A 23,861-nucleotide genomic window follows, 5' to 3' on the forward strand; every position below is an offset into this window, starting at 1 on the left:
ACACTTTTTGGAAACTATAACAAATTGTTTTGAAATTACTCCAGCCACTCCGGCTTCGTAGTCACCACTTCAGCTTGGAGCTGATTTAGCAGATTATACAAACCAAAATAGGTTCTGTTTACATATAGACCATGTTTTGATCCACGAGCCTGATTGGACTTTTTGAATTGCTTGTCATTAGAAATACGATCTCCCAATTCGAAAATCCGCTCGAAGAATCCATCATCCGAAAAGTCAAACTTATCTGAATGAAAAGGCTTTCCTAAAAGAGAAATCATTTCCTTAAAGACAGATTTAAAATACTCTTGTTCATCTGGCGTATCCTTGTCCGAAATAAACTCCAGGTCAAAGAACACCTGATCCAGTTCATTGCTGTTGATCAACAAATCCTTTTTGATCAAAGCAAAATATCCTTGGTAGAAGTCCTCTGGAATCACTTTCACACAGCCGAAATCGATGATCCCCAATTGATCATTTTCCTGAATTATGAAATTCCCAGGATGAGGATCTGCATGAACCTGCTTGAGATTATGAACTTGATGATGGTAAAAATCCCAAAGCGCCTGGCCAATCTGATTTCTAGATTTCTGGCTTGGATTGTTTTGCAGCCATTCCTTCATATGCGCTCCTTCAATCCAATCCATCGTGATGATCCGCTCTGCACTTAGTTCATCGTAATAAGTTGGGAATTTCAAATTTGCGATATGACTGCACATACCTGAAATCTCTCTAGATCGCTGTACTTCCAGCACATAATCCGTTTCTTCCAGCAGCTTTTCCTCCACTTCGGACATGTAATGATCCAGTTCCTTTTCATTCATATTCAATAAACGCAAAGCAAAAGGACGTACGAGTCTCAAATCGGAACTCACCGAATCAGCAATTCCTGGATATTGGATTTTAACAGCCAATGTTTTCCCGCCCAAAGTAGCTTGGTGAACTTGCCCTATGGATGCTGCATTCACGGCTGATCTGGTAAATGTATCAAAGACCTGATCTGGCGTTTTGCTGAAATATTTCTGGAAAGTCTTCACCACCAAAGGGTAAGATAAAGGCGGTGCCGAATACTGCGCCATGGTGAATTTATCCTGATAGGCTCTTGGCAAAAGATTCTTATCCATTGACATCATCTGAGCCACTTTGAGCGCAGAGCCTTTCAGCTGGCTAAGGGAAGAATAAATATCCGTAGCATTATTCATGTGAAGCTCCTCCTTATCCATTCCAGGATTCACCATTTTTTTGGCGTAATGCTTCATGTAATTCCCTCCTACTTTTGCTCCTGTAGAGATGAATTTGGCAGCACGCTGCACTTTCGAGACAGGGATTGCCTGTTGCTCGTCTAAGTTGTATGTCATGGTTTATTTAGACTGATACATGAATTTTGCGAAGTCAAGAAATGAATCCAGCGCACTTTTTCCCATTAGGTCAAATCCTAGATTCACAGACTTCTCTATAGCAGCATCTGTTTTTTCAAATCTTGGAGATCTATCATCTAGCCAATACCTAAACACAAATCCAACTTGAATCCAAAGCGCCTCGTCGTATCTATCTGAGATCACAGGCCGAGTGGCAATTTCTTCTGTCTCTTTACCTTCCAAAATTATCTCATTGGCAAAGGCTTTAAACTTCTCCTTGAATTCTGCAGATTCCTTTGGCAAGGAGACAAAAGACTTCGCTTTGCTTTCATATAAACTCAGCAGATAGGATCTGTTCTTTTTCAACACTTCTATCCAAGTGAAGAGAAAACTGAGAAATTTCTCCCGGGCTGAATAGCCTTCAAAAACTCCCTGCTTGCTTATATCAGCTAGAGTTTCCTCAAAAATATCAACAAGTATGGTGGACTTTATTGCTTCGAAAGAAGTGAAATAGGTATAGAAATCCTCCTCTTTCATTTTCAAATCCTTGGCAAACTTGAATACCGACTTGGGCAAATCACCATGCTCAAGCACATGATTCTTAAACCCTTCTAAAATCAGCTTTCTGTAATCCTTCTTAGTAGTTTTCTTAACAGTGGTAGTTTCCATAGCATCTCTTTATATAAATGGGTAACAGTCAAGTGCCACAACAGGTTTAGAAAAACATGAAAAACATTTGTGAGGGCACCGCTTATATAGTGATCTGTGCGACACAGACCACGGTAAAAAATTTAATACCTATTCCGCTCTTTCAGAGCTCAATCACTCATACAATTTCATTGACCCCAGCCCTACTGGCGGGGCTATGGTATCTAGGGCTTTCAGCCCAATCTAAAATTAAATAATACTAAAAGCTGTGCCCCTCTGTGTATTCCTCCGTGCACTCTGTGGCTGAAAAAATAAAAAAACCGAAGGTATTAGCTTCGGTTCGGCATTATGATTTTGCTATGAATTAGCCTGTTACTCGTTCAATTACCAAGTTATGATTGGTATAGATACATATATCAGCAGCGATGTTAAGGCTTTCTCTCACCATTTCTTCAGCAGTCATATGTGGAGCAAATTGCTTCATCGCTCTAGCGGCTGACTGAGCATACATGCTACCAGACCCGATAGAAGCAATATTCAAATCTGGTTCGATCACATCTCCATTTCCAGAAATAATCAAAATATCATCCTTATCGGCGACGATCATCATGGCTTCCAATTTAGAAAGCATACGATCTGTTCTCCATTCCTTAGCCAACTCCACTGCAGAGCGCTTCATATTATTCCCAAAGGCACCTAGCTTCTCTTCAAATTTATCCAAAAGTGTAAAGGCATCTGCCGTAGATCCTGCAAAACCGGTGACGATTTTACCTCCTTGCAAAATTCTCAATTTCTTTACAGAGCTTTTCGCTATTGTATTTCCTAAAGTCGCCTGGCCATCTGCTCCTATCACTACTTCTCCATTATGCCTGATCGCAACTACAGTTGTTGATTTAATTTTTGTCATGTGCTTGGTTATTGTGTGGGTGGATACTTACCAATAAACGTACAAAAAGCAAAAAGTCCTGAAATCAGGACTTTTTGGCAGTTCATTATATTCTTAAACCAGTATTCTGACTGGATCTTCGAGTAAGCTTTTCAAGGTAATCAAGAATGCAGCTCCTATAGAGCCATCTACCACTCTGTGATCACAAGACAAAGTCACCTTCATCAGATTACCGATTTTCATCTGGCCATCTTTCACGATTACAGTTTCCTTGATACCTCCTACTGCTAGGATACACGCATCTGGTGGGTTGATGATCGCAGTGAACTCGTCCACTCCGAACATTCCCAAATTAGAGATTGTGAAAGTATTTCCTTCCCAATCCTTTGGCTGTAGCTCTTTAGTTTTTGCTCTTCCACCTAGGCTTTTCGCCTGAGTAGAAATCTGAGAAAGTGAAAGGCTATCAGCAAATCTGATCACTGGAACCAAAAGTCCCTCATCCACTGCTACTGCCATTCCGATATGGATATGGTCATTATATCTGATCTTATCTCCTAGCCAGCTAGAGTTCACTTTAGGATGCTGACGCAAAGCTGATGCTGTTGCCTTGATCACCATATCGTTAAAGGAAATCTTCACTGGAGAGATTTCATTCATGCTTTTTCTAGCTTCTATCGCTTTGTCCATGTTGATTTCCATGGTCACATAGAAGTGTGGTGCGCCAAATTTGCTTTCTGCAAGTCTCTTCGCAATCACTTTTCTCATCTGAGAGACCTTCTCTTCTTTGAAGCTCTCCACTCCAACACCTGGAGCAACAACTGCAGAAGCTGCAGCTTGAGGAGCAGCGGCAGGAACAAAGTTCTCTACATCTCTCTTCACGATTCTACCGCCATCTCCAGAACCATTCACGGCACGGATATCTATACCTTTATCCTCAGCCATTTTCTTAGCCAAAGGGGATGCTTTCAATCTATCACCATCAGCGGTAGTCGCAGGAGCGCTACTTGCAGCTGGTGCAGCCGAAGCTTTAGGAGCTTCTTCTTTTTTGGCTTCAGCAGCTGGTTCAGGGTTAGCCTCGGCCGGAGCTTCAGAAGATTCAGATTTTTGAGCTTTCAGAAGTGTCTCATAATCTGCTCCTTTTTCACCAATCACAGCGATCACACCATCAACGGCTACAGCGTCTCCTGCTTCAACTCCTATATATAGCAAGGTTCCGTCGTCATAAGACTCCAGTTCCATAGTCGCTTTATCGGTTTCTACTTCTGCTATGATTTCGCCAGACTTCACGTCATCGCCCACCTTCTTCAACCAAGTTGCAATCGTTCCCTCTTGCATGGTATCAGACATCTTAGGCATTGTGATTACAATAGCATTGATATTTGAGACGTCAATTTTCTCTGCTGGAGCTTCAGATTTTGCAGGTTCAGCCCTCTTCTCTTCAGCTTTGGGAGCTTCTTCTTTCTTTTCTTCAGCTGGAGCATCACCACCATCAAGTAAGTGCTGGTAATCCTCACCCTTCTCACCGATCACAGCTATTACACCATTCACAGGTACAGAATCTTTTTCTTTCACTCCAATATATAAAAGCACACCCTCGTCGTAGGATTCAAGCTCCATCGTTGCTTTGTCGGTCTCTACTTCAGCCAGGATGTCACCCGGTTTCACTGAATCTCCAACTTTCTTCAACCATGCAGCAATCACACCTTCTTCCATGGTATCGCTCATTTTAGGCATTCTTATTATTTCGGCCATAGGTTATTCCGCGCTAATTCGTTTTTAAAGTGTCCAAAAATAGTTTTTATAATGGCTTTAATCAAATTTAAAACTAGTAATTTCCCCAAGCATTTCAGCCCTCAAACCATATCCCTCTGATATGCCTTTACTAGAAAACAACATCTACACCAGACCCAAGTGGTTGTTTAGCGGACACTTAGAGACAATTTACCCCTCACTTTTTAGAAAAGTTGTTGCGCCTATTCCCGTCACAGAGAGAATTTTAACTTCCGATGGAGATTTTCTTGATCTGGACTGGTATCGCCAAAACAAGTCCAAATTAGTCATTATCAGTCACGGACTGGAAGGCAATAGCACTCGCGCTTACATGCTTGGGATGGTAAATTCTTTTCTGAAAAATGGCTATGACGTACTTACCTGGAATTTTAGAAGCTGTAGCGATGAGATGAATAAGCAGGTTATTTTCTATCATTCTGGGGCTACCTACGATTTAGATTTGGTCGTGAAGCATGGGTATGATTCCTATGAAGAAATTAATCTAGTTGGTTTTAGTTTGGGTGGAAATCTGACTTTAAAATACTTGGGAGAAAAAGGAAATAGTCTTTCTAAAATTAATAGAGGTGTAGCGATTTCTGTCCCTTTACATTTAGGAAGTTCATCCAGAAAAATATCTGAAACCACAAACACCTTGTATTCCAAGCGCTTTTTGCGAAGCCTAAAAAAGAAAGTAATAGAAAAATCTGACGCTCATCCAGGTCAAATCCCGGTAGAGACCTTGAGAAACATTAAAACTTTGGCTGATTTCGATGATTTTTTCACCGGCCCTCTTCATGGCTTCGCTGATGCAGAGGAATACTACGAAGTGAATTCTTCCTTATACTTTCTGGATCAAATCAAAGTTCCCTCACTGGTCTTAAATGCCCTGAATGACCCATTTTTAAGCGAAAAATGCTTTCCCCGGACGCTAGCTAAAAAGTTGGATCAGGTATACTTCGAATTCCCAAAACATGGTGGTCATGTAGGATTCAGTCCTTCAAATTCTGAAAAACCTTATTATTCAGAACAAAGATCAGTTGAATTTATAAGCGCTGTTATCTAACTTCCTGCCAATTACAGCGATATAAAATTATGTGCGGACGATATTCCTTAAGCAAAAGTAAAGAAGAACTCGAAGAGCGATTTCAGGCAGAAATGTTTACCGATTTGAAGCCCCGATACAATATCGCTCCTACACAGCTAGTGCCTGTGATCACGTCGCAGAGCCCCAAGGGTTTTTCATATTTCTACTGGGGCATCACTCCTGAATTCGGGAAAAACAGACCTGTAGCTCAAAAGCTCATCAATGCAAAAGCGGAAACTGTCAATGAAAAAATATCCTTCAAAACAGCTTTCAGACAACGGCGTTGCATCATTCCTGCGGATGGATTCTACGAATGGAAGCGCCTTGGCAAAAAAACCTCCGTCCCTTATAGATTCACTCTACGCGAAGATGAACTATTTTCTTTTGCAGGAATATGGGAAGAATATGAGTCTGTAAATGGAGAAACTCAACATACTTTTTTGATACTTACGACCACTCCAAATTCTGTGGTTTCTGACATTCATGACAGAATGCCTGTGATTCTGACTCGGGAATCCGAAAAAAAATGGTTAGACAAATACACGGAAGAAGAGGATCTTTTACCCTTGCTCAAACCCTATTCGGCTGATTCCATGATGGGCTTTACTGTTTCACCGTTAGTTAATTCAGTACAGAATGACAGCCCAGCCATCATCCGCAAGACCTCACCTATGGATCAGCACGGAAATTACACGCTCTTTGGATAATTCATACTCTAATCCTTGTCCTTTTTGCTAGAGTAAATTGATCTCGCGATATTGTGAGTCAATTTTAAGACAACCCAAATTGACATGCAAAAATCCAGAATCCTAGGAGTTGGTCATTATGTACCTGAGCGAATTGTGACAAACAATGAGCTCTCCGAGATGATGAACACGAATAACGAATGGATCGTCGAAAGAACTGGAATAGAATCTAGACATTGGTTTACACCTGGAGTGGATACGGTGACAAGTATGTCAAAGTATGCCTCTGAAATGGCCCTAGAACGTGCTGGAGTTAAACCTGAAGAAATAGACTTCATCGTGTTTGCTACCATTACTCCTGACTATTTTATCCCTGGAAATGGAGTATTACTTCAGCGAGAATTGGGCATGGGAACCATTGGTGCGCTAGATATTCGTAATGCCTGTTCCGGATTTATTTATGCCCTATCCATCGCAGATCAGTTTATCAAAACTGGGATGTACAAAAAAATACTCGTGGTCGGCGCTGAGATTCAGTCTTCTGCTTTAGACAAAAGTGATGAAGGGCGCTCAAGCTCTGTGATTTTCGCAGATGGAGCAGGTGCCGCAGTACTCGGGGCTGTAGAATCAGATCAACCGGGAATTCTATCTACACATCTTCACTCTCAAGGCGAGCATGCAGAAGAATTGTATTGTAAAGACCCAGGAAGTAGTCGGGAAGTCAGGCTATCTCCAGAGCTCATCGAATCAGGTAGTTTTTTCTTAAAGATGAACGGAAATGCCGTTTTCAAGCATGCAGTAGTGAGATTTATGGAAGTGATCAAGGAAGCACTTGACGCAAATCAGCTCGACCAATCTGCTATAGATTTACTCGTTCCGCATCAAGCTAATCTCAGAATCAGCCAATACATTCAAAAGCAGTTAGGCCTTCCTGATGAAAAGGTATTTAACAATATCATGACCAAAGGAAATACAACAGCTGCTACGATCCCCATTGCACTAAGTGAAGCTTGGGAACAAGGAAAAATAAAGGAAGGTGATTTAATTTGCCTTGCTGCATTTGGCTCTGGATTCACTTGGGCTTCCGCTTTACTTCAATGGTAAATGCCTGAAAAATCAACTCATGTAGATATTGAACTTTGGCTAAACAAGGAAATCATTCCACGTCAAAACAGCCTTAAAGCTATATTTTGGGAGATTTTAGGAGAGGTAGGGAATTCAGTTGACCCTGAAAGTCTCAAACAAATCCATCCTGCTAGTCTGGGGGCTAAACTTTCAAAGGGAAATGATCTCTTAGGATATCCTTATCAAGTATTGGATTTGATCAGAGACTTTGACAGGAAGGAAGGGTTGAATATCCGGGTATTAAACTGGTTTGGTCATGGACTATTTCTTTTTATCTTATTAGGCAAAAACCATCCTAAAGCTCCTTTTGAGCAGCTACGCAAAAACGATTGGGCGTTTGATCTATCCCCTACTCCTTGGGAATACCCAGAAACACTACGTAAAGGAGCATTCACTAATTCCCCGACATCTGGGGATTTTAAAAAATCTACCTTTTATCAATGGCATAAACCCATTCAGATTTCAGGAGAAAAAATCGCTATTGAGGATAAGATTTTGGATGAACTAAAAAAATTGATATTCTTATTATGCTAAAAAATGGGATAAAGCTGGAATTAACTTATTTTTAAACAGGAATCGAGAACATTCGTACACTATTCAGATTCTCTTTTTGACGGATTCAGAAAACCCCCTGAGTCAATTCGAAACTAAAACTATATGAAATACATCCTAATCGCATTAATTCTTCTCAGCACTCCACTGTTTGCGCAAGAAAGCGCGGTGGTTCGCCAGTACAATTCGGACTCTACATTGATGGCTACTGGAGTTATTACTAATGCAGTAAGAGAAGGATTATGGAAATACTACAACCCTAAGACCAACACTTTACTCACTGAAGGATCTTTCAAGAACGGGCTAAGGAATGGCACCTGGAGCAGTTTTTATCCAGATGGAAAAAGAAAAATGGTAGCCGAATATAGAGAAGGTATACTTTTCGGCACATCGAAATTATACGATGCCGAAGGTGCCTTGAAGCAAGAGATGGTTTTTCAGGATTCTACACTCGTAGGTAGATATATAGAATATTATGGTAAAACGGGTGTTCCAGATTACATTGATCCGTCACAGATTTATGTGGAAGGCCAGTACGAAAACAGCAAGAAAACTGGTCAGTGGTTGCAGTACTATGAATTCGGCGAACTGGCACTAAGAGAATTTTATGTTAACGGAGTAAGAGAAGGCCCCTTTCTAGAGTACGATCAAGAGGGTGTACTGATCACCGAGGCCGTATACAAAAATGGAGAACTGGAAGGCGCATTTAAAAGACTTACCTATCCAAACCTAGTGGTGGAAGAGGGAAATTATAAAAATGGTAAAAAAATAGGGGAATGGATACGCTATTTCCCCGGTACCAAATCAAAAGAATCTGAAGAGTTTTTCGATGAAAATGGTAAGAGAATCGGTACCTGGAGGTATTTCTACGAGAATCAACGACTTGCAAGAATAGAGAAATATGAGAACGGAATTGCGGTAGGAACATGGGAAGAATATTTTCCTAACAAGTCAATTGCCAAGCGCAAAACTTACGATCTGGGCGTGCCCGTTGGCGATTATGTAGAATATCACAGCACTGGACAAATTTCAGTTTCCGGTGTATATCAAAATGGTATGAAGACGGGCATTTGGAAAAGTTTTTTTCCTGATGGAGAAATTTACTCAATCGGTGAATATAGAAATGACCTCAAAACTGGTCTTTGGAAATATTTCAATAAAATAGGAATCCTAGTAGCTGAAGGAGAGTATACGCTCGGTCTGGAAAACGGACAATGGGTTTATTATTACGATGGAGGACAACTTAAATCTGTCGGGAGTTATAACATTGGTTTTGAAGATGGTATTTGGGGGCTATTCTATGATAATAAGCAACTTACTCAAGAAGAATTCTGGGACAATGGACGACTAATGAATGTAAGCGAATACAAATCCTATGACGGAAGTGAAATTCTGGACAAAGGCACTTTGAAGGACAGTAACGGAACTAGAATCACTTACTATGTAAATGGCAAGAAAGAATCTGAGGGAAATTACAACTCCGGAAAAGCTGATGGTACATGGATCTTTTACCATGAAAACGGCAGAAAAGCGTCCGAAGGCCGGATGAAAGATGGAAGAAAAGAAGGACCTTGGAGATATTACAATCCTGCTGGGCGATTAGAGGATTTGATCAATTATAAAGACGATGAGATACAAGAAGAAACCATTTCAAGCCTTCTCAATTTCAACTAAAGCATAACAATTTTCCAACTTCACAGGTTAATTTCTTAAAACTCTTATGTTCGGATTATTTAAAAAGAAATCAGAAAAGGAAAAACTTCAGGAAGCTTATTCCAAAAAATTGGCTGAAGTACATAAAGCATCACAAGTGAATAGAAAAGAAGCAGACCGACTATCTGCAGAAGCAGAAGAGATCGCTAAAAAGATTGACTTAGCATAAAAAGTATTTCGTGTTACCGCACACACTACTTAAACACAGTATTTTGATTTTCACTTAATTACAATTATATTCAATCACTATTTCAGCTAGTCCTGTAGGATTTTTTTTAACTAAATAGTTTATTTAAGGGTGATTGAGCTACGGACGACAAATTTTAATCTTTTTTAGCTCGGGCTTAAACCCGAGCTTTTTTTTATTTCCTAGAATAGTCATCTTCCACTCTCACAATGTCCTCTTCATTGGAAGGATTTTCAGGATCCACATGCATCCATATTTCCGCTACGATACCCCAAGTATTTAAGCCTACCAAGCGGTGGCGTTCACCTTGCTTCAATGATACTGTCTCATTCAACAGCATTTTTTCCAATGTGCCGAGCGCATCAGTTTCGCTTCGTACTATTCCAGATTCGCCGTTAATTAATTTCCAAAGTTCTGCTCTTCGAAAATGATATTGCCAAGAAAGGCGAGCACCCGGAGCTACCAATAAAAATTTGGGACTCAACTTCTGCTCTAGCTGCTCTTCGGAAAGGGTAACATCCTCGAAGAACATAGCTCTAAACTCCCGGATCTGACTTTCATCCAACACGAAAAACCCTCCCCAAGGCCTCGTCTGGTCCACTTTGGAGATCCTAAATCCTTTTTCATTCAAAAAGTCTTCAACTTTTCTGAATACCTCTTCTTTGCCCAGATCGGCATCAATGTCTATTAAATTCATATTGTTTTCAGTAATACGTTTCTCAAAAATACTTATTTCATTCTGAAAATAAATCCTTCCACAATCTTCTTGACTTTAAATTATTTTATGAAAACAAGACCAAAACACTCAATTATTCCTAGATATACCAACAAATACACTCCGGTTATCTTATTTTTTTGGAAAAGTATTTTTTGAAGATTAAAAATTACCGTAATTCAAGTTTAACTTGAACCTATGCACCTAATAAACCCTCAACAGGTAATCGACAAAATGGACGGAGTGGTTTGTGTAACGCATTTTCAGGACGAGACAACTTTACAATAAAAAAAGCCGTCCCCAATGGGACGGCTTTCGATGTTAAAAATGGAAAATCCTATCTAAGGAAAAGCATTTCTCTATACTTCACTAATGGCCAAGACTCATCGTCAACCAAAAGCTCCAGTTTATCTACTGCATATCTGATTTTCTCGAAGTAAGCTTCTTTGACATCAGTCTGGTAGCCTTTCGCCATTTTAACGATGTCTTCTTCTTTGTTAAGTTTCTTACGAGCTTCTACCATCGCAGTGATATTAGATTTCAAAGATTCAATATGCTTAGATACTTCTTTGATCGTCTCTACTGCAGCAGTATTATCCAAACCTAGACCTTTCAATCCATTTGCATTTTGGATGATTTTGTTTTGGTATAGAATAGCAGTTGGAATAATATGATTCAATGCCAAATCTCCCATCACACGACCTTCAATTTGAATCTTCTTCATGAAGCTTTCAAGCATGATTTCGTGACGAGCATGAACTTCTATTCCATTCATTACATTGTGTTTTTCGAAAAGCTCTTTTGTAGCTTTAGTAGAATACACATCCAATGCAGAAGGTGTTGATTTCAAATTAGACAAACCTCTTTTCTGTGCTTCTGCTGCCCACTCATCAGAGTAGCCATCGCCTTCGAACCTTACTTTCTTGCTATCCTTGATGTATTTTCTCAATACGTTTACGATTGCAATCTTCTTCTCTTTACCGGCAGTCATTTCTTTCTCAATGTCTTTAGCCATTTCTACCAACACATCTGCAACAATTACATTCAATACAGTCATTGGCCCAGCCACATTCGCCTGAGAACCTACCGCACGGAATTCGAATTTGTTACCTGTGAAAGCAAAAGGAGAAGTTCTGTTTCTATCAGTATTATCAAGGATGATTTCAGGAATCTTTGAGATACCCAATTTCATATACATGTTGTCACCTTTCTCGATTTTGATGTTGCCATTTTTCTCAAGCTCATTCAAAACTTCAGTAAGTGTAGCTCCTAAGAATACAGAGATAATTGCTGGAGGCGCTTCGTTAGCACCTAGACGGTGATCATTACCCGCAGAAGCGATACTTGCTCTCAGAAGGTCAGCGTTATCGTAGACAGCTTTTACAGTTGCTACTAAGAAGGTAAGGAATTGTAGGTTTTCTCTTGCAGAATTACTTGGCTGGAATAAGTTAACCCCTGTGTCTGTAATCAAAGACCAGTTATTATGCTTACCACTACCATTTACACCTGCAAATGGCTTCTCATGAAGAAGGACTTTCAAGTCATGTCTTTCAGCTACTTTATCCATCACATCCATCAACAATTGGTTGTGATCTGTTGCTTTGTTTATTTCTTCGAACAAAGGAGCAACTTCAAACTGACCAGGAGCAACTTCATTATGTCTTGTCATTACAGGAATTCCCAATTTGAGCGCTTCGTTTTCGAAGTCAACCATGAAATCCTTTACTCTAGTAGGAATTGATCCGAAATAGTGATCATCCAATTGCTGACCTCTTGCAGGGCTGTGTCCGAAAACAGTTCTTCCACCCATTACCAAATCTGGTCTTGCCGTGAATAGAGCTTTATCGATCACAAAATATTCTTGCTCTATACCTAAAGAAGGAGTGATTTTTCTAACATTTCTATCAAATAATTGACAGATAGCTACCGCTGCTTCATTGATTGCTTCTACTGATTTCAACAATGGCGTTTTGTAATCCAATGCCTCACCTGTGTAAGACACAAATATGGTAGGGATACAAAGTGTGTTTTCAAATATAAAAATCGGAGAAGTAGGATCCCATGCAGTATAACCTCTAGCCTCAAAAGTTGAGCGGATACCACCATTAGGGAAAGAAGATGCATCTGGTTCTTGCTGTACAAGTGCACTTCCTTTGAATTTCTCTAAACCACTAAAGGCATCGAAAAATGAATCATGTTTCTCAGCTGTTGATCCAGTTAGCGGCTGAAACCAGTGAGTATAATGTGTAACCCCTTTGGATAATGCCCAAGTTTTTACAGCGGAAGCTACTTCTTCTGCAGTTGAACTATCAATCTTGCTTCCTTTATCGATAGCTTCCATCACTCTTTTGTAAGCTGAAGGTGCCAAAGACACTCTCATTTGAGCTGTTCCAAAAGTGTTTACACCAAAAAAGTCTGAGATTTTGTTGGATGGTGCCGTAACAGTTACTCGCTGTCTTGACTGCACCATTGCTAGGGCTTGTTGTCTGAGTGTTGCCATTTCTACAATATGTGGTTTAAATTTATACACACAAAAATAGAAAAATATGTATTCGAAAATGCTTTTGAGTCATTTTTGACCTCGATTTTCTAAAAAATTACACTTTTTTCAATAATTCATAGTAAAAACGCGCCAATATCGGGCAAACTAGGTGAATACCGAAGGAAAATTGGAGAATTGAAAACATGCGAAGATTAATTACCTTTGCAATCTCATTGTCAGAAGCGTAATTGTGAAAAAAGTAGCCTTTTATACACTAGGATGTAAGCTAAATTTCTCCGAAACCTCCACTATCAGTCGCCAGTTTGAAGAAAAAGGGTATCTGAAAGTCGATTTTCAGGAAAACCCCGACATTTTCATTATCAACACCTGCTCAGTAACAGAGAATGCAGATAAGAAGTGTAAGAAGATTGTAAAGGAAGCTAAAAAAATTTCCCCTAACTCATACGTCACCATTATAGGATGTTATGCTCAGTTAAAGCCTAAAGAAATTTCCGAAATCGAAGGGGTAGATGCCGTACTGGGAGCAGCAGAAAAATTCCGTTTGATTGAACTTTTGGATGATTTCGCAAAAGCTCAGGAAACAAAAGTCTTGGCATCGGAGATTCAGGAAGCTACGGTATTTAATAACGCCTACTCTATTAATGACAGAACACGTACTTTTCTGAAAGTTCAGGATGGCTGTAATTATGGATGTGCCTTCTGTACTATTCCCCTTGCTAGAGGCAAAAGCCGAAGTAACACTATAGAAAGTGTAGTACAATCAGCCCACGAGATAGCCGCCACTGGCGTAAAAGAGATCGTACTGACGGGCGTAAATATCGGTGACTTCGGAATTGTCGACGGGAAGAGAATTGAAAGATTCGCAGACTTGGTGTATGCACTTGACGAAGTAGAAGGTATCAATAGACTGAGAATATCTTCTATTGAGCCAAACTTGCTCACTAACGAGATCATCAGCTTTGCTGCGCAATCCAAACGGTTCGTTCCACATTTCCACGTACCTCTTCAATCTGGTTCCAACACTATTTTGAGAAAAATGGGCAGAAGATATCTTCGTGAGCTGTATGTAGACCGCGTGACGAAAATCAAAACACTCATGCCTCATGCATGTATAGGAGTAGATGTGATCGTCGGATTTCCAGGTGAGACGGATGAGCTTTTCCTCGAAACATATAATTTCTTGAATGAGCTAGACATTTCTTACTTACATGTATTTACCTATTCTGAGCGAGCAAATACCAGAGCAGCTGAGATGGACGAGGTAGTTCCAATGAAAAAGAGAAACGAGCGCTCTAAAATGCTTCGAATTCTTTCTGAGAAAAAGAGAAGAAAATTCTACACTGAGAATCTCGGTCAAACCTTTACCGTTCTTTTCGAAGAAGATGTTGAGGATGGGAAAATCCATGGCTTTACCGAAAACTACATCCGTGTAGCTGCCAAGTACGACCCTATGCTGATCAATGAATTGAAGCAAGTCACCCTAGATCAGATCAATGATAAAGGCAATGTGGAAGTATTAGAGCCGGAATTTGCATTCGAAAAGCACTAAAACACTACTATATAGTAAACACCTAACAGCCCGGAGACAAACTTCTTCGGGCTGTTTCTTTTTGGAGAAACGAAAGAAAGGCAATTCAAAAGTCTTGCTTTGGTATTTTCCTCCCACATTTTTCTAAATTCAAATCAGCTAAAAAAAAAATAAGTGGAAGATTCACAAAAAATCGCTTTAGTTCGACAGGAACCTTGGCTTGCCCAATACGAACCACAAATTCAACGGAGGTTTGATCGGTATAAGGAAGCAATGCTAGAAATCGATGATTTCAGTGGAAACATCCTCGAATATGCCTCAGTCCACAATTTCTACGGGATACATTATGAAGCTTGGAGAAAAGGCTGGGTATATCGGGAATGGGCTCCTGCAGCCAAGCGACTCTACTTTTTAGGTGATTTCAACGACTGGGACCGAAGCTCACATCCCATGAAAAAAAGTGGTCGTGGCGACTGGGAGATTTTCTTGCCTTTTGAGCAATACAAAGACAGTTTCCTCCATGGCAGTAAGGTGAAAGTCCATGTCATCGCCGATAATGGCGCTTTGGATAGAATCCCTGCTTATATAAGAAGAGTGATTCAGGATGAAAAAACACATGATGTCGCTGGACAACTTTGGTTTGCTAAGGATTTCCAATGGACGGATGAATCTTTCACTACAAAAAATAGCCTGAAACAGCCATTAATTTATGAGTGCCATGTGGGAATGTCACAAGAGAAATTGGGAGTTGGCACTTATCAAGAATTCGAAGAACTAACTCTTCCTAGAATCAAAGCTGCTGGATACAATACCATACAACTCATGGCTGTAATGGAACATCCATATTATGGCTCATTCGGCTATCATGTTTCTAACTTCTTTGCTCCCACCTCGAGATTTGGCACTCCTGAGGAACTCAAATCCATGATCAACAAAGCGCATGAGATGGGTATTGCAGTGGTAATGGACATTGTACATTCACATGCCATCAAAAATGTAAACGAAGGATTAAATGAGTTTGACGGTAGCGAAAACCAATATTTCCATCCCGGAGACAAAGGCTACCATGAAGCCTGGGATTCAAAAGTCTTTGATTATGCCAAGCGGGAAGTACAGCAATTTTTGCTTTCAAATATTCGCTATTGGCTGGAAGAATTCCATTTTGATGGATTTCGCTTCGACGGCGTGACTTCCATTATGTATCATCATCATGGGTTATTCATGGATTTTGATTCCGTTGACCTGTATTTTGATGAAAATGTAGATGAAGATGCTGTGCTATACTTGCAGCTTGCAAACACATTAATTCATAGTCTTAAACCTCTGAATATTTCTATTGCAGAGGATATGAGCGGGATGCCTGGGCTTGCCAGACCTATCGAAGATGGAGGAATTGGATTTGACTTCCGAATGGCTATGGGAGTCCCTGATTTTTGGATTAAGACCCTTAAACATAAGCAAGACGAGGAGTGGGACATGTTTGAGCTTTGGCATCAATTAACTAATCGACCTCAAGCAGAAAGATCTATAGGCTATGCCGAAAGCCATGATCAAGCATTAGTAGGTGATCAAACACTTGCTTTTCGTCTGATGAAAGAAGATATGTATTTCTCCATGTCTCTCCTTCAGCAAAATCTGGTGGTAGACCGTGGGATTGCGCTGCATAAACTAATCCGATTGATCACACTCACGCTGGGCGGAGAAGGGTATTTGAATTTCATTGGAAACGAATTTGGTCATCCTGACTGGGTGGATTTCCCTAGAGAAGGAAATGACTGGAGTCATCAATATGCCCGTCGACAATGGTCCCTAGTCGACGACCCATTACTTCGCTACGGACAGCTGGACGCTTGGGACAAGGTAATTATTAAGCTAGCAACGGACTACCAGCTTCTGGCCTCTGCTCCTGCTGAGCAACTCCATCTGGATCCTGATAAAAAGATTTTGGCATACGAAAGAAGCGGATTGATTTTCGTGTTCTCCTTCCATCCTACTGAGTCATTTTTCGGTTTACCTGTTCATGTCAAAAATGCCGGGGAATATATGATTTTGCTTAATTCCGATGAAAAGAAATTCAGTGGATTTGACCGTCTGGATCTAACAGTAAACTTCTTTACTGATGAGCATCAGTGTCTAAAGCTGTATGTCCCAAACCGAACAGTTTTGGTGCTGAAAAGAGTATAATGACCTGCAGTAATTAATGGAAAAAGCTTCTGGAAACACTCTCTTCTTTGAACAGACAGCTTCGTGCCAAAATATAAGAACACATAAATCGAAAGTAAAAACCTACTATTTCAAATTTCCTTTCTTCATTTCCTTCACAACATAATCTACCGCTCTTGCAGTCAAAGCCATGTAGGTAATGGATGGATTTTGAGTTCCAGTGGACGTCATGCATGCACCGTCAGTGACAAATACATTTGGAGCCAAATGCATTTGGTTAAATCCATTGAGCAAGGAAGTCTTAGGATCTCTCCCCATTCTCACTCCGCCCATCTCATGTATATCTAAACCAGGTGATTGTTTACTATCACCTTTTCGGATATTCACACACCCTGCTTTTGTCAGCATTTCTACTCCTTGCTCATGAAAGTCATTCAGGATTTTCTCATCGTTTTCATCGTAGCCTACATTAATCTGAAGTAAAGGTACTCCCCATTCATCTTGCTGATCTGGACTTAATGTGACATGGTTAGTTTCCTTAGGAATTGTTTCTCCCTGCATCATCATGTAAACTGACCAAGGTCCTGGTTTTGAATTTGCTTCCTTAAATTCTGCGCCAAATGGCGTATCTGCATGCCCCACTCCAGCACGTCCAGCCGAATAAAAAGTCATATATCCACGCATGAAGTCCATCTCCTGCTTTTTAACATTTCGGAAGTTCGGCATCATCACTGCGGTAGGTCTTCTTCCGAAATAAAACTTATCGTCAAAACCTTCATAACTGGCGTTGATTGATCCTCTATAGTTATGAAATGCAATATATTTCCCCAAAACACCTGAGTCATTTCCCAGACCATTGGGAAAGCGCTTGGAAGTACTGTTCAGTAAAATCAAATTAGTATTGAGTGCAGAAGCATTTAAAAAAATCACTTCCGAAAAATATTCTGATGATTCCTTACTGACTCTATCTACAACTCTCACTCCTGTGACCTTGCCTTTTTGATCATCATAAATAAGCGAATGAACCACAGAATCAGGTCGAATTGTCAAATTTCCCGTCTTGGCAGCTGTAGGCAAAGTAGAAGAATTGGAACTGAAATAGCCTCCAAAAGGACATCCTCTATAGCATTGGTTTCTTGCCATACATTGACCACGGCCTTGCTCTAGATGAACTTCCTTAGGTTCGGTGAGATGAGCACAACGACCAATAATCACATCGCGATCATCATAGGCTGCCTTGATTCTCTGTTGGATCTCCTTCTCCACACAGTTCATTTCCCAAGCTTTCAAAAACTCCCCATCAGGAAGTGTCTCCAACCCTTCATAACTCCCGCTTATTCCCACAAAACGCTCTACATAACTATACCAGGGAGCAACATCAGCATAACGAATTGGCCAATCCACGGCAAAGCCATCTCGGCCTGGCCCTTCAAAATCATATTTGCTCCAGCGCTGAGTTTGTCGTGCCCAGATCAGAGATTTGCCACCCACTTGATATCCCCGGACCCAATCAAATGGCTTTTCCTGCACATAAGGATGCTCGGAATCTTTGACAAAAAAATGCGCTGTATCCTCCTTGTAGGCATAGCATCTATTGACCACTGGATTCTCAAGTTTGTCTGCTCTTGGGATTTGATTGCGATGTGGCATTTCCCAGGGAGCTGAAGTCATCGTGGGATAATCTTTCAAATGCACGACATCTCTCCCTCTTTCTAACACCAAGGTTTTCAATCCTTTTTCACAAAGCTCCTTTGCTGCCCAACCTCCACTAATACCTGATCCTACTACTATAGCGTCAAATTGATTCGATTTCATAGTCGAAAAATAAAGATTAACTGGTCCACTTTTAAAACCTTTGAAGTAATACCTAGAGCCCAAAGATTTTTTTAAGACTATATCAGGATCACTAAACATCAAAAAGCCTCAGATACAAGTATCTAAGGCTTTTGAATTTTTGAAAATTTATTGATTTACTCGTACCTCAAGGATTCGATTGGATCCAACTTGGATGCTTTGTATGCTGGAAAATATCCAGACATCAAACCTACCACAATACAAATCACAAAGGCTATTAGCATCCAAAGCCAAGGAATTAGGAAACCGCCTACTCCAATGACTAGTGCTATAATGTTGCCTATGGAAATACCCAAGAGCACTCCCATAGCCCCTCCTATAATACAGATCATAATGGCTTCCATAAGAAACTGCTGTCTGATTCTAAGCGGTGTAGCTCCTAGTGCCTTACGGATACCGATCTCTCTAGTACGCTCAGTTACGGAAACTAGCATAATGTTCATCAAACCAATGGAAGCTCCTAGCAGCGTAATAAATCCTATACCAAAACCTCCCATTCTAAGATATCCTGCTACTTCTTCCAAACTTTCTGCTACAGACTCACTTTTGGTCAAGTCAAATGAATCGTCTTGTGCCACTCGATCTTGACGGATTTCTCTCATCATTCCTATCGCCTGTCCCATTTCATAATCTATTCGCTCAGGGCCCGAAGCTACACCGGTAATGCTATAACTAAAATTTCCTCTTTTATCCAAACGACTGGCGTTTTCTATCGGAACCAAAATCTGTCTATCCGCACCCGAATCCTGACCTACTCCTCCTTGCTCTTCAAGTATCCCTACAATAGTATAAGGTCTACCTAAAACAGTGATTTTTTGATTCAAAGGATCTTCACTTGCTTCAAAAAGCGTAGTTCCAAGTTCTTTCCCTATGATGCATACATTATAACCATTTTGAATTTCCATGCTACTGAAATTCCTACCTGACTCAAGCGTCATAGCTTTAATGTTCAAATAATTATCATCACCACCTCTTACTCGTACATTTGGATTGGTAGTTTTAGAGCCTCTCTTGATCTCTGCATTCCCTGTCACGGAAACAAATACAGTTGAAATTCCTACACTATTATATTTCTCCTTGAAGTTCATCACTTCCCGAAAAGTAAGCTTAGGATAAGTTTTCTCTGACTTACCATCCTGAATTGCTCTACCTCCACTAAATCCCTTATTTCTTATGTCGAATGAGTTAGCTCCCAAACCTGAGAAACTATCTGCTATTTGAGCTTTGATCCCATCAATAGCTGTCAGCATACCTACAAGTGATGAGATACCAATTGCAATGATGGCACCCGTCAGGATTGTCCTCAACAAATTTACTTTTACGGAGCGGACAGCCTCCCGTACATTTTCGATCAAATTCATAGTGTGTTCATATTAGAACGACTTTCTTGCGCAATCGCAGCTAGATAAGTCAAGTATAAATAATTACGAGGAAAATGACTATTCAGTAAGAAAATTTAAGATCCCCTCAATGAATTCTATCACCTCGAACTTCTAGGTTCTTCATCACTTCTGCCTCAAAGTCTAACCATTCCTGCCACCTCTTAGTCACTACCTGAGGATCTTCATATTTTTTGGCTAGCTCTATAAAAGTCACGAAATGTCCAGCCTCCGAAACCATCAACTCATAGTAAAACTTTTGTAGCTCTGGATCTTCCAATTGAGTTGAGAGCAACTTAAATCGCTCACAACTTCTTGCTTCAATCAAGGCATTCATCAGCAATTGTTCCGTCAGCTGTTGAATTCTACTTCCACCTTTTTTTGAAAAATTCTTAAGTTGAAGAGCATATTCATCCTTTCTAACAAATCCTAGCTTCAGGCCTCGCTTACGAAGCTGCTCAAGCACTCGCTCAAAATGTCCCCACTCTTCTGCAACAATTGGCGTAAGCGTATTCACCACTTCCTCTTTATCATTGAATCTCACAATGATGCTGATGCATGAAGAAGCTGCTTTTTGCTCACAGTAAGCATGATCGGTCAACACATCCCCCAATTGCATCTCTGCTATACTGGCCCACCGTGGATCGGTCGGCAGTTTCAAATGCAACATCTTCTGTCTTGTACTTTCCTCCCAACTCATCATTAATCAAATAAATACCAGGTGATTCCCAGATCGATGAATGACTTGTAGCCTGTGTAATCTGGAGTTATAAAATATCCTTCCTTATTCATCAAACCACTATTGAGGTGATTGTATTTGAGCAATACACGAGTTCGATTGATACGGAAATCAAGGAAAATATCAGCTACAGGATATGCATAGACATTAAAGCTATTCTGAAGGTAAAACTGCTGAGTAGATGGGAAATAAGCTTCCGCAAAATAATCGGAATGATAGCGGATATCCAATCCAAGTTGAACATAGACATTCTCATTGAACATTGGACTATCAAAGTAAAACTTGGTGTTTCCATAGAATTTAGGAATTCTAAATTTATCACTTGCCTCACCTGAAATCTGAGTGTATATCACCTCAGTATCCCACTGGAATTTCCGCCCGATACGCACTTTGGCTTTCAGCCCAGGAATCAACATAAATGCCTCTCCACTAGCTTGCTCTACTTTACGCTCTTCGTTGAAATAAACGTAATTATTCACTCTATTGATTGTCACAGAAGGGCGAAGCTGGATTTTATTAAAATCGAGTTTAAATACTCCGCGAATCTGATCCACTCCTATGTTACCAAAATCATTATCCCACTGGTAGTGATTGCCATAATACATTTGCTGCATAGCAGTAGGTTTGTAAACAGCCTTCGTATAATCCACCTCAAGCCAAGGAGAAATAAACAACCCATGTAGCTTGAATGCTCCAGGAATCAAATATTCCCCATCGGCACTGATTGACCACTTGTCAGAAATTTTACCTATCAACTCTCCACCCAAATAAACCTCGTTGAAGTTATTTTTATCTGGATAAAAAGTGCTTTTCATCCTACCTGCCCTAAATTTTGCGTGAGCATTATAATAGAATCCCTTGAAACTGCCCTTAAAGCCAACTTCGTTTCCCCACTCTTTGAAATCACTGTAATTCCTTGTGGTATCCAGCTGATCATTAAGTCTAGTGCTTGGATAGAAAAGGGAATCACTTCTTGTCAAAGGCGCAGTTAAAGTGAAGTCCTTATTCTTTTGATCAAAAATATGATAGATCTGCAACTCATCCCTAACGCTATACTCGTGATAGAACCTGTATTCTTGTCTCAAATCACTCGCTTGCGTATTACTCAGCCACACTTTAGCATCTTCGTAGGTAAAATACACCGAAGTGCTATCAACCCCCGGAGGAATGATACCCCCTATTTCATTGACCTTATGTAGCATCCGGGAAAAATTACCCAAAAACCAATATTTCCCGTTTTCCGAACGGTAATTAGTATGAAGGGAATAGGAAGTTTGTGACACCATATTATCATCCCTAGCCACTGGATTCAGTGTCTTTCGTGCTTTTATCGTATGCAAATTAAACCCTACATTCCATCTAGAATTAATGTTTCGGGCAAATGCCAAATCCAGCATGTTTCGTTGTCCTCCTCCGAAGAAAGCTGACATCTCAGTGAAGGGAGATTTGGTATCGAAATACTTGTTGTTCTCCGGTGCGTGATAATACAAATCATAGGCGGAGAATCCAGATCTAGCACCTATGACATCAGGGATTTCATAGTAGATTGACTTAGTAGCGCTTCCTATATTCCCTAAATCCTGATATTTCCAATTGCTTTTACCTACTGGATCATAGTTGTGAAAATTAGTCAGAGCCGTGTCCTGAGGATAGAGAATCAGGTTATTTCGCTTGATGTCTTTCTCATAGAAGTACAAACTGGTTTTAGGCCCATAAACCATCTTCGTACTGTCATCCAATAGGGATCTTCTCCCCACTATGCCTTCCTCTTCTTCATCTGGGTCAGTCACTTCCCTATTTCCTTGCTGATTTGTATTTTGGCCAGTTCTGGGAATAGTACGCTGTGCAAAAGCGAATTGGACACTCGCAATCGTGAGGAAAAATAAGAAACCGAGAAACCGTTTATTCACTTAGATATTGTCCTTTTTATAGACCTTTTGATTGATTAATTGTGCCAAAGCTAACTCATCAGCTGGTGAAAATTTCACTTCTATAGCAAGCACAAAAATCGGAATTTCTTCCAGAAATCCTTTGGGCGCGTTGGATTTAACTTTCACTGCATCTTTTTCGGTCGTAACAACAACGGGATTCTGCGATGCATGTTGCTTCATTGTACTCCGTACTCTATCGAAATCAGCCTCAGAATACTCATGATGATCCGGATAGCTCATCACCTCTACTAGCTCGAAATTCCCACTTACATATTCTATCAGCGGTTGATCGTTTGCGAGGCCTGTAAGCAGTATAATTTTAGACGAAAAAGAAAACGAATCGTCCAATGGCGTTGGTTCCCCATAAGAAATAGATGAAAACAACACAGGTGTATTGGCTTTACTATAAGTAGCTACTAGTCCTTTTATTTTAGCTTTCTGTGGTGTGCCTAGATCTTCGGGGCATTTGGTAACGATGATCAGATCAGCTCTTTTTGCTCCAGCTCTATTTTCTCTGAGTCTACCCATGGGCAGCAAAAAATCAGAATAAAAAGGTTTCTGATAAGTAGTCAAAAGAATATTCAAATCACCCTTCACGTAGCGATGCTGAAAGGCATCATCTAAAATAATCAGCTCCGGAGCATCTGAAATTAGGGATATCTTCTCTAGTGCATTTACCCGATCTTCCCCTACGAACACGGAAATCTCTTGACCAAACTTTTGATAAATCTGAAATGGCTCATCACCTATCTGGTCGGGGGAAACCTGTGGACCAGCTTCTAGAAATCCTTTGGTTTTTCGACCATATCCTCTACTCAGCGTGGCCACACGATACTCTTTGTGCTGCATACGAATCAAAAATTCCACCATGGGAGTTTTCCCTGTCCCTCCTACACTCAGATTCCCTACTACGATACTTGGTATCTTAGATGACGTACTTTTCAGCCAGCCCAAATCGAAAAACCAATTTCGAAGTCTCGTGACCAAATCATACAATAAAGCAAAAGGATAAAGCAAAAAAGCGTACCAGAGCATTCCAGAAT

At 40.4% G+C, this 23,861-nt stretch carries 19 protein-coding genes; 8 read left to right on the forward strand and 11 right to left on the reverse strand.

Translation table 11 applies throughout. The features are described 5' to 3' along the window. Positions 1 to 35: 35 nt before the first annotated feature. The 4 genes from ESV85_RS17820 to ESV85_RS17835 all read right to left on the reverse strand — a co-directional run bounded on the left by ESV85_RS17820 (position 36) and on the right by ESV85_RS17835 (position 4,641). Positions 36 to 1,355 (reverse strand): ABC1 kinase family protein, encoded by a 1,320-nt coding sequence (locus ESV85_RS17820; protein ID WP_146920009.1) that lies wholly within the window; start codon positions 1,353 to 1,355, stop codon positions 36 to 38. A 3-nt stretch (positions 1,356 to 1,358) separates the two neighbouring features. Next, positions 1,359 to 2,024 carry a TetR family transcriptional regulator C-terminal domain-containing protein gene (locus ESV85_RS17825; RefSeq protein WP_146920011.1) on the reverse strand — a complete coding sequence of 222 codons (666 nt, stop codon included), beginning with the start codon at positions 2,022 to 2,024 and terminating at the stop codon, positions 1,359 to 1,361. 343 nt (positions 2,025 to 2,367) lie between these two features. Further along, positions 2,368 to 2,910 carry an ATP-dependent protease subunit HslV gene (hslV, locus tag ESV85_RS17830; protein WP_146920013.1) on the reverse strand — a complete coding sequence of 181 codons (543 nt, stop codon included), beginning with the start codon at positions 2,908 to 2,910 and terminating at the stop codon, positions 2,368 to 2,370. Between the two features lie 93 nt (positions 2,911 to 3,003). Then, positions 3,004 to 4,641 carry a pyruvate dehydrogenase complex dihydrolipoamide acetyltransferase gene (locus ESV85_RS17835; RefSeq protein WP_146920015.1) on the reverse strand — a complete coding sequence of 546 codons (1,638 nt, stop codon included), beginning with the start codon at positions 4,639 to 4,641 and terminating at the stop codon, positions 3,004 to 3,006. A gap of 121 nt (positions 4,642 to 4,762) precedes the next feature. Here ESV85_RS17835 and ESV85_RS17840 point away from each other — a divergent pair, with 121 nt between their 5' ends. The 6 genes from ESV85_RS17840 (at position 4,763) to ESV85_RS17865 (ending at position 9,988) form a co-directional block, all read left to right on the forward strand. After that, a complete protein-coding gene (locus ESV85_RS17840; protein WP_146920017.1) occupies positions 4,763 to 5,722 on the forward strand; it encodes a YheT family hydrolase in 960 nt (319 codons plus the stop codon). A 29-nt stretch (positions 5,723 to 5,751) separates the two neighbouring features. Further along, positions 5,752 to 6,450 carry an SOS response-associated peptidase gene (locus ESV85_RS17845; protein ID WP_146920019.1) on the forward strand — a complete coding sequence of 233 codons (699 nt, stop codon included), beginning with the start codon at positions 5,752 to 5,754 and terminating at the stop codon, positions 6,448 to 6,450. An 84-nt stretch (positions 6,451 to 6,534) separates the two neighbouring features. Then, on the forward strand, positions 6,535 to 7,533 hold the full coding sequence (locus tag ESV85_RS17850) for a 3-oxoacyl-ACP synthase III family protein (RefSeq protein ID WP_146920020.1): 999 nt from the start codon (positions 6,535 to 6,537) through the stop codon (positions 7,531 to 7,533). Continuing rightward, positions 7,534 to 8,088 carry a hypothetical protein gene (locus ESV85_RS17855; protein WP_146920022.1) on the forward strand — a complete coding sequence of 185 codons (555 nt, stop codon included), beginning with the start codon at positions 7,534 to 7,536 and terminating at the stop codon, positions 8,086 to 8,088. A 123-nt stretch (positions 8,089 to 8,211) separates the two neighbouring features. Continuing rightward, complete coding sequence (locus tag ESV85_RS17860; protein ID WP_146920024.1) at positions 8,212 to 9,780, forward strand: toxin-antitoxin system YwqK family antitoxin; 1,569 nt, start codon at positions 8,212 to 8,214, stop codon at positions 9,778 to 9,780. Between the two features lie 46 nt (positions 9,781 to 9,826). Beyond that, positions 9,827 to 9,988, forward strand: a complete 162-nt coding sequence (locus ESV85_RS17865; protein WP_146920026.1) for a Lacal_2735 family protein — start codon at positions 9,827 to 9,829, stop codon at positions 9,986 to 9,988. 193 nt (positions 9,989 to 10,181) lie between these two features. On the opposite strand, the gene ESV85_RS17870 is transcribed toward ESV85_RS17865, so the two are convergent. Both ESV85_RS17870 and ESV85_RS17875 read right to left on the reverse strand, forming a co-directional pair. Continuing rightward, positions 10,182 to 10,703: a phosphoheptose isomerase gene (locus ESV85_RS17870; protein WP_146920028.1), complete on the reverse strand. Its 522-nt coding sequence runs from the start codon at positions 10,701 to 10,703 to the stop codon at positions 10,182 to 10,184. Positions 10,704 to 11,058: 355 nt separating this feature from the next. Continuing rightward, entirely contained in the window at positions 11,059 to 13,221 is a 2,163-nt protein-coding gene (locus ESV85_RS17875) for a glutamine synthetase III (RefSeq protein ID WP_146920030.1), read from the reverse strand. Between the two features lie 232 nt (positions 13,222 to 13,453). Here ESV85_RS17875 and mtaB point away from each other — a divergent pair, with 232 nt between their 5' ends. Continuing rightward, entirely contained in the window at positions 13,454 to 14,773 is a 1,320-nt protein-coding gene (gene mtaB / locus ESV85_RS17880) for a tRNA (N(6)-L-threonylcarbamoyladenosine(37)-C(2))-methylthiotransferase MtaB (RefSeq protein ID WP_146920032.1), read from the forward strand. Positions 14,774 to 14,926: 153 nt separating this feature from the next. After that, entirely contained in the window at positions 14,927 to 16,936 is a 2,010-nt protein-coding gene (locus ESV85_RS17885; protein ID WP_146920034.1) for an alpha-amylase family glycosyl hydrolase, read from the forward strand. A 105-nt stretch (positions 16,937 to 17,041) separates the two neighbouring features. Here ESV85_RS17885 and ESV85_RS17890 read toward each other — a convergent pair whose 3' ends face one another. From ESV85_RS17890 to lpxK, 5 genes are all read right to left on the reverse strand, one after another. Then, the gene (locus ESV85_RS17890; protein ID WP_146920036.1) at positions 17,042 to 18,730 is read right to left on the reverse strand and encodes a GMC oxidoreductase; all 1,689 of its coding nucleotides are present in this window, start codon (positions 18,728 to 18,730) and stop codon (positions 17,042 to 17,044) included. Positions 18,731 to 18,885: 155 nt separating this feature from the next. After that, complete coding sequence (locus ESV85_RS17895) at positions 18,886 to 20,130, reverse strand: ABC transporter permease (RefSeq protein WP_146920037.1); 1,245 nt, start codon at positions 20,128 to 20,130, stop codon at positions 18,886 to 18,888. Between the two features lie 106 nt (positions 20,131 to 20,236). Then, the gene (locus ESV85_RS17900) at positions 20,237 to 20,848 is read right to left on the reverse strand and encodes a tRNA-(ms[2]io[6]A)-hydroxylase (protein WP_191322049.1); all 612 of its coding nucleotides are present in this window, start codon (positions 20,846 to 20,848) and stop codon (positions 20,237 to 20,239) included. 2 nt (positions 20,849 to 20,850) lie between these two features. After that, a complete protein-coding gene (locus tag ESV85_RS17905; RefSeq protein ID WP_223276038.1) occupies positions 20,851 to 22,797 on the reverse strand; it encodes a putative porin in 1,947 nt (648 codons plus the stop codon). After that, on the reverse strand, positions 22,798 to 23,853 hold the full coding sequence (gene lpxK / locus ESV85_RS17910; RefSeq protein WP_146920039.1) for a tetraacyldisaccharide 4'-kinase: 1,056 nt from the start codon (positions 23,851 to 23,853) through the stop codon (positions 22,798 to 22,800). It abuts the gene before it with no gap. Positions 23,854 to 23,861 lie beyond the last annotated feature (8 nt).

It is taken from the genome of Algoriphagus aquimarinus (genome assembly GCF_007997215.1).
Taxonomy (GTDB): Bacteria; Bacteroidota; Bacteroidia; order Cytophagales; family Cyclobacteriaceae; genus Algoriphagus; species Algoriphagus aquimarinus_A.

What these genes read in the sequence shown, in the direction of transcription:
- ESV85_RS17820 (WP_146920009.1), bottom strand. Translation starts at nt 1,355, where the DNA reads ATGACATACAACTTAGACGAGCAACAGGCAATCCCTGTCTCGAAAGTG.
- ESV85_RS17825 (WP_146920011.1), bottom strand. Translation starts at nt 2,024, where the DNA reads ATGGAAACTACCACTGTTAAGAAAACTACTAAGAAGGATTACAGAAAG.
- hslV (WP_146920013.1), bottom strand. Translation starts at nt 2,910, where the DNA reads ATGACAAAAATTAAATCAACAACTGTAGTTGCGATCAGGCATAATGGA.
- ESV85_RS17835 (WP_146920015.1), bottom strand. Translation starts at nt 4,641, where the DNA reads ATGGCCGAAATAATAAGAATGCCTAAAATGAGCGATACCATGGAAGAA.
- ESV85_RS17840 (WP_146920017.1), top strand. Translation starts at nt 4,763, where the DNA reads ATGCCTTTACTAGAAAACAACATCTACACCAGACCCAAGTGGTTGTTT.
- ESV85_RS17845 (WP_146920019.1), top strand. Translation starts at nt 5,752, where the DNA reads ATGTGCGGACGATATTCCTTAAGCAAAAGTAAAGAAGAACTCGAAGAG.
- ESV85_RS17850 (WP_146920020.1), top strand. Translation starts at nt 6,535, where the DNA reads ATGCAAAAATCCAGAATCCTAGGAGTTGGTCATTATGTACCTGAGCGA.
- ESV85_RS17855 (WP_146920022.1), top strand. Translation starts at nt 7,534, where the DNA reads ATGCCTGAAAAATCAACTCATGTAGATATTGAACTTTGGCTAAACAAG.
- ESV85_RS17860 (WP_146920024.1), top strand. Translation starts at nt 8,212, where the DNA reads ATGAAATACATCCTAATCGCATTAATTCTTCTCAGCACTCCACTGTTT.
- ESV85_RS17865 (WP_146920026.1), top strand. Translation starts at nt 9,827, where the DNA reads ATGTTCGGATTATTTAAAAAGAAATCAGAAAAGGAAAAACTTCAGGAA.
- ESV85_RS17870 (WP_146920028.1), bottom strand. Translation starts at nt 10,703, where the DNA reads ATGAATTTAATAGACATTGATGCCGATCTGGGCAAAGAAGAGGTATTC.
- ESV85_RS17875 (WP_146920030.1), bottom strand. Translation starts at nt 13,221, where the DNA reads ATGGCAACACTCAGACAACAAGCCCTAGCAATGGTGCAGTCAAGACAG.
- ESV85_RS17890 (WP_146920036.1), bottom strand. Translation starts at nt 18,730, where the DNA reads ATGAAATCGAATCAATTTGACGCTATAGTAGTAGGATCAGGTATTAGT.
- ESV85_RS17895 (WP_146920037.1), bottom strand. Translation starts at nt 20,130, where the DNA reads ATGAATTTGATCGAAAATGTACGGGAGGCTGTCCGCTCCGTAAAAGTA.
- ESV85_RS17900 (WP_191322049.1), bottom strand. Translation starts at nt 20,848, where the DNA reads ATGAGTTGGGAGGAAAGTACAAGACAGAAGATGTTGCATTTGAAACTG.
- lpxK (WP_146920039.1), bottom strand. Translation starts at nt 23,853, where the DNA reads ATGCTCTGGTACGCTTTTTTGCTTTATCCTTTTGCTTTATTGTATGAT.